Here is a 16,818-nt window from a genome sequence, read left to right on the forward strand (position 1 = left end):
ACACCAGCAGCGACGGCGACACGGACGAGGCGGACGAGGCGGCCTCGGTGGGCGACGCCGCCTCGGCGCCCCGGCTGCCCATGCTGCTGGCAGCCGTCCTCGGTATCGGCACCGACCTCGAACTGCGCACCACCCTCCAGCACATCGTCGACACCGCCACCGACCTGATCGGCGCCCGTTACGGCGCGCTCGGGGTGGTCGACTCCGAACGCGGCCGGCTCACCGAGCTGTTCACGGCCGGTATGAGCGACGCCGACCGGCAGCACATCGGGCGGCTCCCCGACGGCCGCAAAGGGCTCCTCGACATCCTCGTCCAGGACCCCCGTCCGCTGCGGATCGACGATCTGGCGGCGGACCCGCGATCGGCCGGGGTCCCGTCGGGCCGCCCCGGCAAGCGCTCCTTCCTCGGCGTCCCGATCCGGGTGGACACCGAGGTCTTCGGCAGCCTCTATCTGACGGAGAAGGGCGGCGGCGCGTTCACCGAGGAGGACCAGGGACTGCTGCGGGTGCTCGCCTCGCAGGCGGGTATCGCGATCGGCAACGCCCGGCTGTACGGGACGGCCCGGCAGCGCGAGCGGTGGATCGCGGGGGCCGCCGCCGTCACCAACGCCCTGCTGACCGGCGAGACGGCCACCGACGCCATGATCACCGTCGCCGAATCGGCCCGCGCCCTCGCCGACGCCTACGCGGGCGTGGTCCTCCAGCCCACCGCCGAGGGCGGGATGGAGATCGTCGCAGCGTCCACGGTCGACGACCCGGGGGACATCGTCGGCACCACCATCGCACCGGGCTCCCCCATTCTCGTCCAACTGCTCGGCGGGGAACCGGTGTTCATCGACGATTCGGCGACCGACCCCCGGATGAGCACGCATGTACGGGTGCGTTTCGGGCCGAGCATGATGCTGCCGCTGCAGAGCGGCGGCAAGCTCATCGGAACGCTCGCGCTGCCGCGACGGCGCGGCGGCCGGCCGTACACCGCCGAGGACCGTCTGCTGGCCACGCAGTTCGCCTCCCAGGCCGCGCTCGCGCTGGTGCTCGCCGACTCGCGGGCCGACCGGGAGCAGCTCGCGGTGTACGAGGACCGTGACCGGATCGCCCGCGACCTGCACGATCTGGTCGTCCAGCGGCTCTTCGCCACCGAGATGATGCTGGAATCGACCCGGCGGCGCGCGACGACGACCGATCTGGACGAGCTGCTGGGCCGGGCCGTCGACGAGCTGGACTCCACCATCCAGGAAGTACGCACCGCGATCTTCGCGCTCCAGCAGCCGCCGGCCGACGCCCCGACGAGCATCCGGGGAAAGGTCCTGGGCGAGACGGCGGGAGCGGCGGTCCTGCTCGGATTCCGGCCGTCCGTGCGCTTCAAGGGACCGGTGGACACGCTCGTCGGCGAACCGGCGGGCCGGCAGCTGGTCTCCGTACTGCGGGGCGCGCTGGCCGCCGCGCACCGCCGGACCGGTGTGACGGCGATCGAGGTGGAGGTCGACACGACGGCGCCGCTGCCGGACGGCCGCGACGGGGTGCGGCTGGTGGTCGTCGACAACGGCCTGCGCGAGGGCGGCACCGGGGAGGCGCCGGACGAGCGGGGCACGACCGTCACCTGGGAAGCACCGCGCTGACGCGAGCGCCCGGCCGGGTCGGCGACCGCCCGGCCGAGCCTGTGCGCCTGCGCCTGTTCCTGCTCCTGCTCCTGCTCCTGCGCAGGCGCCCGCTCCTCTCAGATGGTGGGCAGGGTGCCTCCGTCGATGATGTGCTCGGCTCCCGTGATCGACGCGGCACGGTCGGAGACGAGGAAGGCGACCAGCTCGGCGACCTCCTCCGGCCGCGCGGGCCGGCCCAGCGGGATGCCGCCCAGCGAGTCCATCAGCTGCCCCAGGGCGGTTTCCCTGTCGACGCCCTGGCCTTCGGCGATCCGGGCGACCAGGCCCTCGGCCCCTTCGGTACGGACGAAACCCGGCGAGACGGTGTTGACGCGGATGCCCTTCGGCGCGACCTCGTTGGCGAGGCCCTTGCTGTACGCCCTGAGCGCGGCCTTGGCCGCCGCGTAGGCCAGCGTCGCGTCGTACAGCGGCATCCGGCTCTGGATCGAGCCGATGTGGACGACGGCTCCGGAGCCCGCCTCGATCATCCCGGGCAGCAGGGCGCGGTCCAGGCGGACCGCGCCGAGCAGGTTCAGTTGGAGGATGCCGAGCCAGAGGTCGTCGGTGAGCGCGGCGAAGCCGCCCGAGGGAGCCCGCGAACCGCCGACCACGTGCACGACGATGTCCACCCCTCCATCGGCCCGTACGCGCTCGACGACGGCGTCGGTTCCCTCGGGGGTGGCGATGTCGGCCGCGACGAACCGGTCCGGGTGCGGTGAGCCGTCCGGGAGGTGCCGGGCGGTCACGGTCACCTCGGCCCCGGCGGCCCGCAGCCGCGCCGCGACGGCCGCGCCGGTGCCCTGGGTTCCGCCGGTGACCAGGGCCCGCCTGCCTTCGAGTTCCCGCGCGTCGCCTGTCCGAGCCGCCATCACATGTCCTTTCCGTCGCTTGCGTACGACTCTGCCGCAGCACGACGTCCGGAGCGCGGGGACCCGGCCGGTGGCGGTGGGCGCTGCCGTCCCGGGGAAACGGCGAACGGCGGCGCCCCTGGGGGCACCGCCGCTCCGACACCGTCAGCCGGTCAGCCCACGGCCTCCCCGTCGGCGAGGCTGAAGCTGTCGATGTCGAACAGGGAACCCGACCCTCCGGAGAAGGTCAGGAACAGCGGCCCTGTTCCGGTGCCCGTCAGCGTCGTGGAGACCGTGGTGAAGGTCTCCCAGTCGCCGGTGGGCGCGACGTCCACCGTGCCGAGCAGGGTCCCGGTGGCCGAGCCCGAGCGGATCCCGATGGTGCCGCCGGCACCGGCCGAGGACACCCGCGCGGTGAAGGACGTGGCGCCTGTCGTGTCGACCGACGCGTATCCGGCCCAGTCGCCGTTGTCGATGTAGCCGAGCGTGCGGCCGCCGCCCGCCCCGGCGTGGCCCGCCGCCTCCACGCCGGAGGAGGAGGTGTACGACTCCGCTTCGACGACCCCCGTACCGCCGTCGTCACCGCCGCCGGCCTGGGGGGTGCAGTCCGCTTCGACGGCACCGGCCGCGTACTGGATCCCGCCGAGCAGCTCCTGCTGGAAGGCGGGGTCCGCGTACGACTCGATGGTGTGGCCGAGCCCGGTGTAGAAGGACCGGCCGCCGCCCTCGGTGTGGCACCAGGTGATGGGGTGGTCGCCGCTCATCTCCCCGCCGGTGTAGCTGGATTCGTCGAGGCTCTGGAGCACCCGCACGTCCGCCCGGGGGTTGGACCGGTAGTTGTACCACTCGTCGGTACGGGACCAGGTCGGATCGAGGTGCGCGGTCGCCGGATGCGACGCGTCCTCGGTGACGACCGTGGCCTGCTGGATCGCCGGGTGGCTCTGGAACCAGGCCCCGACGAGATGCTCGTACGCGGGCCATTCGTACTCGGCGTCGGCGGCGGCGTGGATGCCGACATAGCCGCCGCCCCCGTCGACGTACCCCGTGAGGGCGTCCTGCTGGGCGTCGTCGAGGATGTCGCCCGTCGTGCTCAGGAACACCACGGCCTCGTACTGGGCGAGGTTGTCCGGGGTGAAGACCGCGCTGTCCTCGGTGGCGGTGACGGTGAAGTCGTTCGCCGCGCCGAGTGCCTGGATCTCCGCGATGCCCGCCGGGATCGAGTCGTGCCTGAATCCGGCGGTCTTGGAGAAGACGAGCACGTCGTACGGGTCGGCGGCGGCCTGCGCGGCCGTCACACCGGGCGCCAGGAAGGCGGCGCCGAGCGCGGCGGCGAGGACGCAGGACAGCTGCGCGCGGCGCGTGAGCCGGCGCCTCATCGCCTCGCTCCCTTCGCCGCCGCCGTGGCGGTGGTGAAGGTGAAGCTGTCGACGTCGAAGAGGTTCCCCTGGCCGGACGGTCCCTTGAAGACGAGGAACAGTTCGGTGGATCCGGCCGGCGCGTTGCCGATGCTCGCCGTCACGTCGGCGAACTTCTCCCAGTCACCGGTCGGTGCGACGGTCGCCGTCCCCAGCAGGGTGCCGGTGGCCGAGCCCGCCCGTACCTCGATGGTGCCGCCGGGGCCCGCCGAGGAGACGTGCGCCGAGAGCTGGGTGGCGTTGTCCACGGCGTACGGCTTGAAGGAGATCCAGTCGCCGTCGTCCGTGAAGCCGACGGTCTTGCCGCCCTCGGCGCTGCCGTGGCTCGCGATCTCGATGCCGGACTGCGCCGAGAAGTGCTCGGCCTGCCGGTGGCGGGGCTGCAGGATGCTCTGGATGTGCGAGGTCAGGCCGCCGGCGTCGGTGTACTCGGCGTCGAAGACCCCGTACAGGTTGGCCGCGCTGTCGTGCTCACCATCGGTCGGGACCGCGATGGATCCCGAGCAGCCGTTGGCCGACGTGATCTGGTGCTGGTGGCTGTCGTGCCCCAGCAGATACGTCACCTTGACCTTGGCGCAGTCGATGGCGCCGTCCTCCGGGTCACTGCCCTCGACGGTGAACGGCACGGTGTCGCCGAAGGCGAACAGCTCACCGTTGCTGGGCGTGTTCAGCGTCACGGTGGGCGCGGTGTTGCCGACCGTCACCACCAGGCTCGCGCTGCCGGTGAGCCCCTCCGGGTCCGAGACCGTGAGCGTGGGCTGGTAGGTGCCGTTCCCGGTGTAGGTGTGGCTCGGGTTGGCGTCGGTGGAGGTGGCGCCGTCCCCGAAGTCCCAGGCGTAGCTGAGCGCTCCGTTCTCGGGGTCGGAGCTGCCGGCCGAGGAGAAGGCGATGGCGAGCGGCGCCTGGCCCGAGGTCTTGTCGGCGGCGGCCTGGGCGACCGGGTTGCGGTTGCTGCCGGCGACGTACTCGACGCGGTAGAGCGCCTGGTCGTCGGCGCCGGTGCCGTAGTCGAGGACGTACAGCGCGCCGTCAGGGCCGAAGGCGGTGTCCATGACCTGGGTGCCGGACCACGGGAAGTCCTCGATGGCGCCGGGGCTGCCGTCGCCGTTGACCTCGATGGCCTTGATCCACTGACGGCCGTACTCACCGGCGAAGAAGCGGCCGTCGAGCGCCTCGGGGAACTTCACGTTCGAGTCGAGAGCGGCGTCGAAGTGGTAGACCGGTCCGCCCATCGGCGACTCGGAGCCGCCGCCGAACTCGGGCGGGGAACCCTCGTCGCCGCCGTACTTGATCCAGGCACTCTGCGGCTTCGGCAGCTGCGCCAGGCCGGTGTTGCGCGGCGAGCTGTTGGTGGGCCCGTTGGCGCAGTCGGCCTTGGCGCCCGAGGGGCCGTTGGGGAAGGTGTACGCGTTGTACGACTCGGTCGTGGTGTTCGTACCGGTGCAGTACGGCCAGCCGAAGTTGCCCGCCGAGGTCAGCCGGTCGAACTCGACCTGGCCGCCGGGGCCCCGGTTCGGGTCGGTGACGCCGGAGTCGGGGCCGTAGTCACCCACGTAGACGATGCCGGTGGGCTTGTCGACGGCGAGGCGGAACGGGTTACGGAAGCCCATCCCGTAGATCTCGGGACGGGTGCCGGCGGTACCCGGGGCGAAGAGGTTGCCGTCCGGGACCGTGTAGCCGCCGTCGGCTGTCGGGTGGATCCGCAGGACCTTGCCGCGCAGGTCGTTGGTGTTGCCCGAGGAACGCTGGGCGTCGAACTGCGGGTTGCGGTCGGTGCCCTCGTCGAGGGGCGCGAAGCCCTGCGACTCGAAGGGGTTCGTGTCGTCGCCGGTCGACAGGTAGAGGTTGCCCTGCGCGTCGAAGTCGATGTCACCGCCGACGTGGCAGCACTGGCCCCGGTCGTTCGCCACTTCGAGGACGACCTTCTCGCTGGCCGTGTCCAGCGTGCCGTCGTCCTTGAGGGTGAAGCGGGAAAGGTTCAGGTGGCCCTTGAACGGCTCGAAGTCGGCGGCGGTGCCGTTGACCGGCGCGTCACCGTCCGGGGTGTCCAGCCGGGGCGAGTAGTAGAGGTACAGGTAGTGGTTGGCCGCGAAGTCGGGGTCGGCCGCGACGCCCTGCAGACCTTCCTCGTCATGCGTGTACGTGTTCAGCTTCGCCGCGACCTTGGTGTTGCCGGCGGCGTCGGTCAGCCGGACCGTGCCGTCCCTGGACGTGTGCACGACCGACCGGTCGGGCAGTACGGCGAGCGACATCGCCTCGCCCAGCTCGGCCGCGCCGGAGGCGAGCTGGACCTGCTGGTAGTCGGACGCGGGTATCTCGGCAGCCGCTCCGGCTGCTCCGGTCGCCGCCGCACCGACGGTGACGCCGCCGGTGACCGCGAGCACGAGAGCCGTGAGGAGTCTGGACCACGCTGGGGGCCGTAGTGACATCGGGCTTCCTTCCTGACTTTGCGGTGGGGGGATATACGTCAGGCAAGGCGCGCGCCGTCGCGCTTTGCGGTGGATAGAGGTCCTTCGGTGGGGCCGGGAGTCTCTGCTTCCGCGTGGAGCGAGTTGCATGCTGGCAACACGGAATTAATTTGTCAAGGACGTGTCAAAATCCCGAACGGGCGCGGGCGTGGGGCCGATCGGGCAGCGAAATGTGCGGAAATGGGCGGTGGGTACGGGCCGTGAGCAGCACGGTTCGGCGGCCGGAGCACCGCCGGAACAACGCGGCAACTGGGCACGCTTCGGACACCGCCGGGTGCGTGAACAGCGGCGAAGCCCAGCCGTATACGGCCGTATACGAAGGGGGTCCAGGACCGGCCCGCGCGCGGGCGCTCAGCGCGGGAGCACGCGGGCGCTCAGCCCAGGAGCACGCGGGCGCTCAGCCCAGGAGACCTTGCAGCGAGGCCGCCATCCGGGCGGCGAACGCCTCCCGGGTCCCGGCGTCCACCGACTCCAGGGACAGATACGGATTGAGGTCCTCCAGCTCGACGAGCAACAGCTCCCCGCCGGGCGCACGGCACGCGTCCACCCGCTGTATCCCGTGCGACAGGCCGTTCCAGTCGATGAACCGCCGGGCGAACTCCAGGTCGGCGCTCCCGGCCTCGTACGGCACCAGCTCCCAGCGCCGCTCGGGATCGGGCGCGTACAGGGCGTACTGGAAGTCGCGGTCGACGAAGTAGAAGGACACCTCGTAGCGGAACGGGACGCGCGGCTGTACGAGCAGACCGTCCCAGTCCAGGCCCGCCAGCCGTTCGGCGGGGACGAACTCCATCCCTATCGAATCGGCCCCGGCCACAGGCTTGACGACGTACGTTCCGGCCTCCGGCAGCCGTCCGAGATCCTCGGCGCGGTCGACCGTCGGTATGACCGGATACCCGGCGGCGCTCAACTCCACCAGATACCGCTTGCCCACCATGTCGCCCCGCCCGGTCAACGGGTTGTACACCCGTACCCCGGCGGCGAGGGCGCTCGCACGGAAGGCGTCGTACTGCTCCTGGTAATGCAGCACGGGCCCGCTGTTGCGCACCACGACGGCGTCGAAGTCCGCCATGAGCCGCGCGGCGTCGAGGGGATGACAGAGCGCGACGGCGAAGTCCCGCCGCAGCCGGGCCGACAGCGCGATGTCCTCATCGCAGTACCGGCGCCCCTTGGCCTCGTAGGCGAGGTCGGTGACGTAGAGGATCCGGGGCGGGACGACGGACACGGGGGCTCCCAGTGATCGGAGAGAACGCGGGCCGGCGGCCCTCGCGGGAACCGGCCGGATGGCGACCATACGCGAGCACCCGCACCGCCCGGAGCCCCGGGAGACACCGTCCGCCGCCCCACGGGCACCGGACGCTTTCCCGCCATCGTCCGGCGCGGCCCACACGGCTCGGACGGCCCACGCGGCCGGCGCCGCCCACGCGGCCGGCGCCGCCCACGCGGCCGGCGCCGTCCACGCGGCCGGCGCCGTCCGGCCGAGCACGGTGGGGCCCATCGACTCCGCCGCCGCTCATGCCCGGCCGGCGTCCCGCCGGTCCACCCGCTTCTGCCCCGCCCAGCGGAGGATCCCGCCGACGGCGAGGGCGACGAGGATGGCGCCCCGGTCGATGACATGGGGCAGCCCCGGAGAGGTCAAGCACTGCGACGCGTGCCCCCGCGTGGACTCCCAGCGGGGGCCGTACATCCGTCGGCCGGTCCGACTGACCTGGCCAACGGCCGACCCGGGCGCGACTCACGGCGCGCAGATCAGCGGCGCACCACTCATCCGCCGGCCGTTCGGCGGGCTCCCGGTCGAGTGGCTACCGGGCGGCGGCTACCGGTCGAGCGGCTGAAGCAGTCTGTGGTCTTCCACCGGGGCCGGTTCGGACTCGACGCCCGACTGGTAGAGCAGTACCTGAAGTCCCGGGGCCTGCGGCAGTTCCAGCAGCTGGTAGGCGAGGTCGAGCGGGCCCGCCAGCTCGTGGTTGATCCGCTTGCTGCCGGCGGACTTCCGGGTGACGGGATATTCGTCCCAGATCCGCTGGAAATCGGGACTCCGGTCGCTCAGCTCCTCGTATATCTCAGCGAAGCGCTTGTTTCCTGGATCTTTCCCATAGGCCACGCGGAGTACTCCGGCCGAGCAGCGCGCGGCGGCCTCCCAATCCGCGTAGAAAAGCCGGGCCCGGGTGTCGAGGAATACGGAAGAGGCCATATTTCCGTGGATCCAGTCATCGCCGTAGAGCGCGAGACCGGCCGCGTTGCTTTCGAGGACGTCTCCCCACGGGCCGAGAACCAGCGCGGGTCCGCGCAGCTGGTATTCGATCAATCGTGAGATCTCCGGCGGAACGCGCTGGATCACCGGCGGCCCGGAGATCGCCGTCACCGAAGGCCAGGCTCCGATACTCTCCGCGAGGTCGAACAAATGATCACGCGAGGCATTGTCCAGTCCGAGTGCCTGGCTGATGGCGCCCAGTACCTGGGCGGACGGCCGCCGCTCGCGGCCCTGCTCCAGCCGCGCGTAATAGTCCGCGCTCACCCCGGCCCGCACCGCCACCTCTTCGCGGCGCGGTCCGGGAGTCCTGCGGCGCTTCAGGGCCTCGGCACTGCCGTGCGGGATGGACGCCTCGCGTCTGGCCCGCAGAAAAGCACCCAGCGGCGTGGTCGTACTCACAGACTCTCACCTCAGCAATCGGACGCCGCGACGCGAACCCGTCCGGCCTCACCGTTAGCCTGAACGCGGCGAGGTACGGCGGTGTTCCCCGTTCGTACCAGGACTGCCACGGAAGACTGTCAGGACAACTGCCAGGGTGTGGCACTCCCACCCTGGACACGGTCACTCTCCGGTGTTCTCCCGGGCCATTTCATGGGTCATGGTGGTGGACATGAACAACTCCGAGTCTGCTCAGCGGCCTGCCGTTCCCGGCGAGTCCTCCGCCATGCGTTCCGCTTTCGCCCACAGTGGCGCCGCCCTGGAATTCCGAAGCCGTGCCGCGAAGAACGCCTCGGTTCTCGACGGCCTCATCAAAACCGAGGGTGATGCGAATCGCCGCATTCTCTTCCGGGACGCCACCATTGTCACCGGCAAGGCCGATCAGAGCGTCGTTCACGGAAATGTCCTCGTCGTGGGCGGCCGGATCGCCGAGGTCGGCCCCGGGGCGGGTGCCGGTGTCGACGAGACCAACGCCGTCGTGATCGACGCCTCGGACTCCATCCTCATGCCCGGCTTCGTCGACTCCCACCTGCACGCCTGGGAGGGACAGCTGCGCGGGATGTCCCCCGACGCCGACTTCGACGAGTACCTCGATGTCGCGCACAAGTCGCTGGCCACCCACTACCGCCCGCACGACACCTACATCGGCAACCTGGTCAGCTCCCTGGTCAGCCTCTACACCGGTGTCACCACCATCATCGACAACTCGCACAACTCACGCTCCGCCGATCACTCCTCGGCGGCCGTCGAAGCGCTGTTCGATTCCGGCATCCGCGCGGTGCACGCCGCCGCCGCCCCCCGCTTCGGCGAGTGGGACCGGCAGTGGCCGGCCGACCTCGACCGGCTGCAGGGCGAGTACTTCACCTCCGCCGACCAGCTGGTGACCCTCCGCATGATGGACACCACCGCCGACCCCGCCGAATGGCGTTTCGCCCACGAGCGCGGCCTCTGGGTCTCCTCCGAGATGGGCTCCGACTGGGTCGACAACCTCGTCGAACTCCACGAACTCGGCCTCGTCACCGACAAGCACACCTTCAACCACGTCCTCGGACTGAGCGAGGAGGAGTGGCGGATCATCGCCGACACCGGGGTCAAGGTGAACGTCTCGCCGCGTTCCGACACCCTCTTCGGCCTCGGCCCGTCCTTCCCCGCCATCAACGACGCGCTCGCCCACGGCGTCCGCCCCGGGCTGAGCATGGACAACGAACTCAGCTACGGCGTCGACATGTTCACCGAGATGAGCGTCCTCACCCACCTCCAGCGCGGCGGGGTCTACGGGCGCCGCAACGCGGCCGAGGAGAACGTCCCGGCCCCGATCACCGCGGCCGACGCCATCGAGTTCGCCACCCTGCGCGGCGCCGAGAACGCCGGACTGATCGACCGGACGGGCTCGATCGAGGTCGGCAAGCAGGCCGACATCATCCTCATCGACACCACCGCCCCCAACACCATCCCGGCCACCGACCCGGTCGCCACCGTCGTCGCCTACGCGCACCCCGGCAACGTCGCCGCCGTGTTCGTCGACGGCGTGGTGCGCAAGTGGGACGGCCACCTGGTCGGCGTGGACATGCACACCATCCGGCAGGTCGCCGAGCAGTCCCGCGACTGGCTCTTCGCCGAAGCCGAGAAGGCCGCCTCCACGGAGAGCTGACGCGCGAGGCCCCACACGAGGCCCCGCACGAGGCCCCGCACGAGGCCCCGCTCGAAGAAACCCGAAGAACCGCGCGAAGACAGCGCGGAGAACCACCCGAAGAAGTGAGAGAAGAACGCCATGACCGCACTGGAAGTCGAGGTGAAGGCGGGTGTCCGCTCCTCCTCGCGTACGCCCACCATCGCCCTGGCCGTCGCGATCGGCTTGCTGATCCCGATACAGGCGCGGATCAACGGCCAGCTCAGCAAGGGGGTGCACGACGGAATCGCGGCGGCGGCGATGAGCTTCGCCGGCGGCCTGATCATCATGACGATCGTCGCCGCGTTCTCCCCCGGAATCCGCCGGGGGCTGCGGACGTACGGGACGTCCATCCGGCTCCGGGAGCTACCGCGCCGGTACCTGGCCGCCGGTGTCTTCGGCTCGACCCTCGCGCTGGCGCAGTCCACCACGGCGCTGGTCGTCGGGGTCGCCGTCTTCACGGTGGCGGCCATCGCGGGGCAGACCCTCAGTGGTCTGCTCGTGGACTCGATCGGCTTCGGCGGGGCCCCGAAGCGGCGCCCGGGGTGGCAGCGGCTGACCGGCGCCGGACTCATCCTGATCGCGGCCTTCGTGGCGGCGATCCCCCAGCTGATCAGCGCGCCCAGCCTGCTGGACATCCTGCTGCCCGCGCTGGCGCCACTGGCCGCCGGGTTCCTCCTCGGCTTCCAGCAGGCCATGAACGGTGCCACCGGAGCCAAGGTCGGCTCGCCGCTCGCGGCGACCTGGGCGAACTTCTTCGTCGGTGCGCTCTTCCTCGCGCTCGTCTGGGGCGTGAAGACCCTCTTCACCAGCGCTCCGGAGTCCCTTCCCACCGACTGGTGGGTCTACCTCGGCGGCATCTGCGGTGTGGTGTTCATCGGCGCGTCGGTGATCCTCGTCCGCAAGATCGGTGTCCTGCTCCTCGGCATGGGCTCGATCGCCGGACAGCTGGTGGGCTCGATCCTGCTGGATCTGGCACTTCCCTCGGCGGGCAGCTCCATCGGCGCCCTGACCATCGTCGGCGCGGGCCTGACCCTCATCGCGGTGGTCATCGCCTCACGGGAGAAGCGCGCCTGACCCGCCTCGCCGACAGGTTCGGGATCGGGCCGTACGAGGTAACCATGTGGCGCCCCACCGGCACCCCGGAACACGGGTACGACAGGAACACACAGGAGAACCGCATCATGCACATCTTTCTGACCGGCGGGACCGGCTTCGTCGGATCCGCCGTCCTGCGCCGGCTGACCGCCGCGGACCACCAGGTCACCGCACTGGTCCGCAGCGACGACGCGGCCGCCAAGGTGACGGCCGCCGGGGCCACGGCCCTGATCGGCGACATCACCGACATCGCGTGGCTGACCCCGAAGATCGCCGTCACCGACGGGGCCGTCCACACCGCGAGCCCGGGTGACGCGACCAGCCAGGCCGTGGACTCCGCGGTGGCGACGGCGGCCACCGCCGCCTTCGCCGGAACGGGCAAGCCCTACGTCCATACGGGCGGGATCTGGGTCTACGGCAACGGCGCGGTCATCACCGAGGAAACCCCTCTCGACCCGCCCGCTCTCACCGCCTGGCGCCCGGAAGTGGAGCGGATCGCACTCGGCGCCGAGGGGGTACGGGGAGTCGTCGTGGTCCCCGCCGTCGTGTACGGCCACGGCGGCGGCATCCCCAACGTCATCTCCGGGGCGGAGCGCACCGAATCCGGCGCCCCGTTCCTGATCGGCGACGGCACCCAGCACTGGACGACCGTCCACGTGGACGACCTGGCCGACCTGTACGTACGCGCACTGGAGGACAGCCGGGCGGACGGGCACTACATCGGTTCCGACGGCCGGAACCCCACCGTCCGCGAACTCGGTGAAGCCGCCTCACGCGCGTCGGGCGGCGGCGGCTCCGTACGGCCCGCGACCGCGCAGGACGCCCGCGCCCGGCTCGGTGAGCTCTTCGCCGACGCCCTGCTGCTCAGCCAGCAGGCAGCCGCCACCAGGGCCCGTACCGAACTGGGCTGGAAGCCGAGCCGCCCGTCACTGGTCGAGGAACTGGAGACCGGCAGCTACGCCCCGAAGAAGTAGCCGCACCGCTCGCACCGCCCCCGGGGAAGCCCGGTCGCGGAACAGTGAAGCGCCGGTCCGACTCCGACACGGACCGGCGCCGGCGGGCGTTCCGGCCCGACCGGTTCCGGCCCGACCGGTTCCGGCCCGACCGGTTCCGGCCCGACCGGTTTCGGTCTTTCGGCTCCCCGGCACGGACGCCCACGGGACCATGGGGAACGAGTGCTCAGCGCACCTCTGATCCCGCAGAATCTCGGAGGCCTACGTGACCGTGATCGTCGGACTGGTTCACCAACAGCGCGTGTACCTGGGAGGCGACTCGGCCGGTGTCGCCGGCTATCAGATCACCCTCCGCCGGGACCCCAAGGTCTTCACCAACGGCCCCTACGCCATGGGTTTCACCACCAGCTTCCGCATGGGCCAACTGATCCATCACGCCTTCAAGGCCCCGCGCCCCAAGGGCGACCTCGACCGTTTCATGGTGACGACCTTCATCAACACCCTGCGCACCTGTCTCAAGGACGGCGGCTGGGCGCGGAAGGACAACGAGCAGGAACAGGCGGGGACGTTCCTGGTCGGGGTGCACGGCCGGCTGTTCGCCATAGACAGCGACTACCAGGTGGGCGAACCCGCCGACGGCTACGCGGCGGTCGGCTGCGGCGACGAACTGGCCCTCGGCGCGCTGCATGCCACCGGCGCCCTGTCCATGAAGCCCCGCGCCCGCCTCGCCGCCGCGCTGGCCGCCGCCGACCACCACAGCGCCGGGGTGTCGGCGCCTTACACCTACGCCAGGACGCCGTAGCGCCCGTCGTCCCGCCACCGCGGGCACTTCACCCCGGCACACCGGGACCGGTGCACACCTCCGCCCGGACGCCGTCGATGATGTCCGGGGCGTCCGGGGCGTCCGGGCGGTGGTGTGCGCGGAGAAGGGCACGCTCCTTCAGGCCGGTGATCGTTTTGAGCGCGTACGCCCGACGACCCCGTACGACACAGCGCCAGATTTGCTTGTGTGGCTCTTGATGAATGCCGTGATGGGCATCGCGGAGTCGCTGCGTGAGACACCCGACTCTGCAAAAACGTCCCAGCAGTGACGTTTTTGCAGGTCGGATCGCTTCTTCAAGGTGGGGCGGGTGGGACTCGAACCCAAAAGGGTGACGGCTCTCACCTGCGGAAACGTCACAGAGGCGGACATTCACATCCTGCTGGATCCCGCTGCGTCCGGCTCGATCCCGGGCCGCCCGGTAGCCGTGCGGTACGTACCGCACGGCTACGGGGCAGCCATGCGCCAGCAGCGGGAGGGAATCCGCCTGGGGCGCATCTGCCGCTCAGCAGCCCATCATGGCCCGCCCGCAGCGCACGCCGCCGATTCGATTACAGAACCTCTCCCTACCCGTGTCAGTCACCGAGTAATCTCGGTTGCGGGCTTCGGACCGTACGGCCATCGCCGACATCGCCTACGTTCCGCGGGCCCGTGTTCGCCTGACGCGATGTCATGTCCCTGCGGAGGCTGAGGGCTGCTCCGGGGCCAACCGTGCTCTGGACTTCCCACCGCAGGCTGCGGGCAAGGTCAGCCGCCAGCCCAAGCTCGATAGTTCGCATTGAAGGTTGCGGCAATCGCAACCAGTCACTGCGCGTTGCCAGTGGGCAGTGACGGGCTTCGGATCGCTTCCCCCGGCGGCGCCGTTCTCCCCACGGCCAGTCGCTCCTTGAAAGATCAGGACGCCAGCCGGTCGGGTCACCACGGCCGCAGCCATTCCCCATATTCGACGCCCGCTACCACCCCTGCCGTACTGATCAAGCAGTACGAGCTCCTGGTTGTACCACCACGACTACCCACGACGCTGCAGGCCGCCCTGCCGAGGTCGCGATCACCGGCGGTTCCGGGGCAGCTGTTCCTCAGGTCACCATCTCGTACGACCCGACCAACGGCGAGGCGGTCAAGTCCTGTCGCGCTCGGTCTCTCTGCAGAGGACTAGGCCGTCCAAGAAGATCCCGGGATTGCCCAGTTGACGGACGCGGTTCAGCATGCTGGGCGTGACCTGGACCGATCCCGGCGCCCGTGTCACGGGGACACCCTTCCCTGGTCCCTCTCATGGGGCCAGGGAAGGGTGTGCAGCGGCCGGAATCTCGACTCCGGCCTGCGCGGCATCGATCCCCCGCGTTCAAGCCGTCAAAGCCTCGCCCGGTTGCACCACACCGTCCGGCCCCGCACCTTGACGCCTGTCAACGACCACGCATTCCCATCAGCCGATGATCGCGACCGGGGCGTCCCATGCATTGCGGTCAACGGTGATCGTGTAACCGCCGCGGGTTTCCTTGCTGTTGACCATGTACTGGTGGCCGCGGCTGTGGCCGGTGTACTGGGTCGGCTTCCACGGCCAGTCCGTGGTGGTCGTGTTCTTCTTGTCCCACAGTGCGTACCAGAGGTTGCCCGGCAGGTCCGTCTTGTTCGTGGCGGTGGCGACAGCCTTGGCGCTGGAACTGCTGAAACCGTAGAGCCCGCCCCGGTAAGTCGCGTTGCGCAGCGTCTTGGTGAAGGAGCGCACGTAGGTGAGGGTGGCGTCGTTGCACGCCTTGTCGGTGATGTCGTACGACTCCATGTTCAGGTAGATCGGGCTGCCGGCCTTCATCCCGAGCGCTGACGCCTTGGCCACCGCGTCCTCGGCGTTGCTCGCGCCGACCGAGGCAGCCGTGGAGGAGGTGAACCTCTCCGGGTTCGCGCTCTTCTGGCAGGGCGGCTGCGCGCCGACGTAGAGCGGAATGACCTTCCACCCAGTGGCGTTGACCGACTTCACCCAGGATTTGGTCAGGTTGGGCTGGGCGCAGCCCCGATTCTTGCCGCCAATGTAGACAGCGGCAGCGCCGTAGAACCCCGTGCGCCACGCCTTCATCGCACTGAGCGAGGGTGCGGTGCACGTGTCGAACGCCCGACCGGTGTACGTCTTCTGCGCAGGCCAGGCGGTAGCGGCCATGGATGTCTGTGCCGCGAAACCGGCACCCGCGACCACCACGACCCCCGTGGTCGCCCACGCGATGTAACGGCTTTTCCTGGACAGCCGATGTCTGGACATTCCCCACCCTATTCAGTGCGGCTTGTGGCCGCCTCCGACGTACCCGGGACAGCGGTCTGTCCTCTGGCAGAGGCCGGCCGCAGTCCGGGTGCAGTTCCGCGCCCACAGTGGCGCAGCGATGCGCTCCGAAAGTCAGGAGCGCATCGCACAGTAGCCGACACGGACGTCGTGACCGGGAGAGACGCAAGACTCCGCGTGACAGCGAAATGCCTATCGCGTACCGCTCTTCGCCTACGTCGAGGGATCAAGCAGAAAATCTCCTTCACGGACGGCGTCGTCGGGGTCCTGTCGACGCTCGCACCGCGGTCAGCAGGTAGTGGGCGTTTCGGTCCTCGACGAGGTAGCGGGGGGCCCTTTTGCGCGTGCAGCGCGTCGACGGTGATCACAGCTCCGGCCAGGTCTACGTCGTCAATGGTGTCCAGCAAGAACTGGAACTCCGGGATTTCGTTGGTTTTGGCGCCGATCTCGCGCGGGGCGGCGGTCAGTGCGTCGCCGTGCCGGACCGCGACGAACACTGCCAGCTGTCGATGCTTACCGGACCGGCTCACGAAGTCGACAGGCACCGGAACCCACTGCGCCAGGTGCGCGTCGATCTCTTCATCAAGAAACGGAGCGACAGAAACGGGCCTCGCCCCAAGGCCCCCGGCAGCGGGCCCAGACCTTGGGCACTGGGCCCATACGTACGAATAGGGCTTTCAGGTTCGCCAGCCATGGGCGCCGCAGTGCCCAGGTCTCGCCGCGGCCTGGTCTAAAGCGTAGGAATAGGCACCAGGCCGACCGTCGGACCGGACAGCCCTTGTGTGCCAGGCCTACCGGCGAACAAACCACTCAAGCTCCGTACCAGCAATGACTTTTGTCACCCGAGACACGGATGCCGCGCGTGGTCGATCCTTCAGAATTTCACCTCTTTGCGACCTTTTACTCCTCGATAGCTTCACGGTGTCATCACAAGTCCCATGAAGAGACT

11 protein-coding genes and 2 pseudogenes are annotated in these 16,818 nt (G+C 70.0%); 5 read left to right on the forward strand and 8 right to left on the reverse strand.

The features are described from left to right. Positions 1 to 80: 80 nt before the first annotated feature. Positions 81 to 1,619 carry a GAF domain-containing protein gene (locus ACIBAE_RS17710; RefSeq protein WP_399286134.1) on the forward strand — a complete coding sequence of 513 codons (1,539 nt, stop codon included), beginning with the start codon at positions 81 to 83 and terminating at the stop codon, positions 1,617 to 1,619. A gap of 98 nt (positions 1,620 to 1,717) precedes the next feature. Here ACIBAE_RS17710 and ACIBAE_RS17715 read toward each other — a convergent pair whose 3' ends face one another. The 6 genes and pseudogenes from ACIBAE_RS17715 to ACIBAE_RS17740 form a co-directional block, all read right to left on the reverse strand. Beyond that, entirely contained in the window at positions 1,718 to 2,509 is a 792-nt protein-coding gene (locus ACIBAE_RS17715) for an SDR family oxidoreductase (RefSeq protein WP_399285899.1), read from the reverse strand. 176 nt (positions 2,510 to 2,685) lie between these two features. Continuing rightward, positions 2,686 to 3,864, reverse strand: a pseudogene (locus tag ACIBAE_RS17720) (ThuA domain-containing protein); the annotation flags it as partial. Further along, positions 3,861 to 6,332: a PQQ-dependent sugar dehydrogenase gene (locus tag ACIBAE_RS17725; protein WP_399285901.1), complete on the reverse strand. Its 2,472-nt coding sequence runs from the start codon at positions 6,330 to 6,332 to the stop codon at positions 3,861 to 3,863. The pseudogene ACIBAE_RS17720 and the gene ACIBAE_RS17725, both read right to left, overlap by 4 nt. A 436-nt stretch (positions 6,333 to 6,768) precedes the next feature. Further along, entirely contained in the window at positions 6,769 to 7,593 is an 825-nt protein-coding gene (locus ACIBAE_RS17730) for a hypothetical protein (protein ID WP_399285903.1), read from the reverse strand. A 288-nt stretch (positions 7,594 to 7,881) separates the two neighbouring features. Next, a complete protein-coding gene (locus ACIBAE_RS17735; RefSeq protein ID WP_399285905.1) occupies positions 7,882 to 8,007 on the reverse strand; it encodes a hypothetical protein in 126 nt (41 codons plus the stop codon). Between the two features lie 177 nt (positions 8,008 to 8,184). Continuing rightward, complete coding sequence (locus tag ACIBAE_RS17740; RefSeq protein ID WP_399285907.1) at positions 8,185 to 9,021, reverse strand: helix-turn-helix transcriptional regulator; 837 nt, start codon at positions 9,019 to 9,021, stop codon at positions 8,185 to 8,187. A gap of 211 nt (positions 9,022 to 9,232) precedes the next feature. On the opposite strand from ACIBAE_RS17740, the gene ACIBAE_RS17745 reads away from it, so the two are divergent. From ACIBAE_RS17745 to ACIBAE_RS17760, 4 genes are all read left to right on the forward strand, one after another. Then, entirely contained in the window at positions 9,233 to 10,711 is a 1,479-nt protein-coding gene (locus ACIBAE_RS17745; RefSeq protein WP_399285909.1) for an amidohydrolase family protein, read from the forward strand. 120 nt (positions 10,712 to 10,831) lie between these two features. Beyond that, a complete protein-coding gene (locus ACIBAE_RS17750) occupies positions 10,832 to 11,806 on the forward strand; it encodes a DMT family transporter (protein ID WP_399285911.1) in 975 nt (324 codons plus the stop codon). 107 nt (positions 11,807 to 11,913) lie between these two features. Next, the gene (locus tag ACIBAE_RS17755) at positions 11,914 to 12,801 is read left to right on the forward strand and encodes an NAD-dependent epimerase/dehydratase family protein (RefSeq protein WP_399285913.1); all 888 of its coding nucleotides are present in this window, start codon (positions 11,914 to 11,916) and stop codon (positions 12,799 to 12,801) included. Between the two features lie 244 nt (positions 12,802 to 13,045). Continuing rightward, positions 13,046 to 13,582, forward strand: a complete 537-nt coding sequence (locus tag ACIBAE_RS17760; RefSeq protein WP_399285915.1) for a hypothetical protein — start codon at positions 13,046 to 13,048, stop codon at positions 13,580 to 13,582. Positions 13,583 to 15,023: 1,441 nt separating this feature from the next. Here the strand turns inward: ACIBAE_RS17760 and ACIBAE_RS17765 are convergent. Then, positions 15,024 to 15,851, reverse strand: a complete 828-nt coding sequence (locus tag ACIBAE_RS17765; protein WP_399285917.1) for a glycoside hydrolase domain-containing protein — start codon at positions 15,849 to 15,851, stop codon at positions 15,024 to 15,026. Positions 15,852 to 16,122: 271 nt separating this feature from the next. Then, positions 16,123 to 16,366, reverse strand: a pseudogene (locus tag ACIBAE_RS17770) (ISAs1 family transposase); the annotation flags it as partial. Positions 16,367 to 16,818: the final 452 nt, after the last annotated feature.

Origin of the sequence: Streptomyces sp. NPDC051569 (assembly GCF_044454085.1) — a bacterium.
Taxonomy (GTDB): Bacteria; Actinomycetota; Actinomycetes; order Streptomycetales; family Streptomycetaceae; genus Streptomyces.

What these genes read in the sequence shown, in the direction of transcription:
- ACIBAE_RS17710 (WP_399286134.1), top strand. Translation starts at nt 81, where the DNA reads ATGCTGCTGGCAGCCGTCCTCGGTATCGGCACCGACCTCGAACTGCGC.
- ACIBAE_RS17715 (WP_399285899.1), bottom strand. Translation starts at nt 2,509, where the DNA reads ATGGCGGCTCGGACAGGCGACGCGCGGGAACTCGAAGGCAGGCGGGCC.
- ACIBAE_RS17725 (WP_399285901.1), bottom strand. Translation starts at nt 6,332, where the DNA reads ATGTCACTACGGCCCCCAGCGTGGTCCAGACTCCTCACGGCTCTCGTG.
- ACIBAE_RS17745 (WP_399285909.1), top strand. Translation starts at nt 9,233, where the DNA reads ATGAACAACTCCGAGTCTGCTCAGCGGCCTGCCGTTCCCGGCGAGTCC.
- ACIBAE_RS17750 (WP_399285911.1), top strand. Translation starts at nt 10,832, where the DNA reads ATGACCGCACTGGAAGTCGAGGTGAAGGCGGGTGTCCGCTCCTCCTCG.
- ACIBAE_RS17755 (WP_399285913.1), top strand. Translation starts at nt 11,914, where the DNA reads ATGCACATCTTTCTGACCGGCGGGACCGGCTTCGTCGGATCCGCCGTC.
- ACIBAE_RS17765 (WP_399285917.1), bottom strand. Translation starts at nt 15,851, where the DNA reads ATGTCCAGACATCGGCTGTCCAGGAAAAGCCGTTACATCGCGTGGGCG.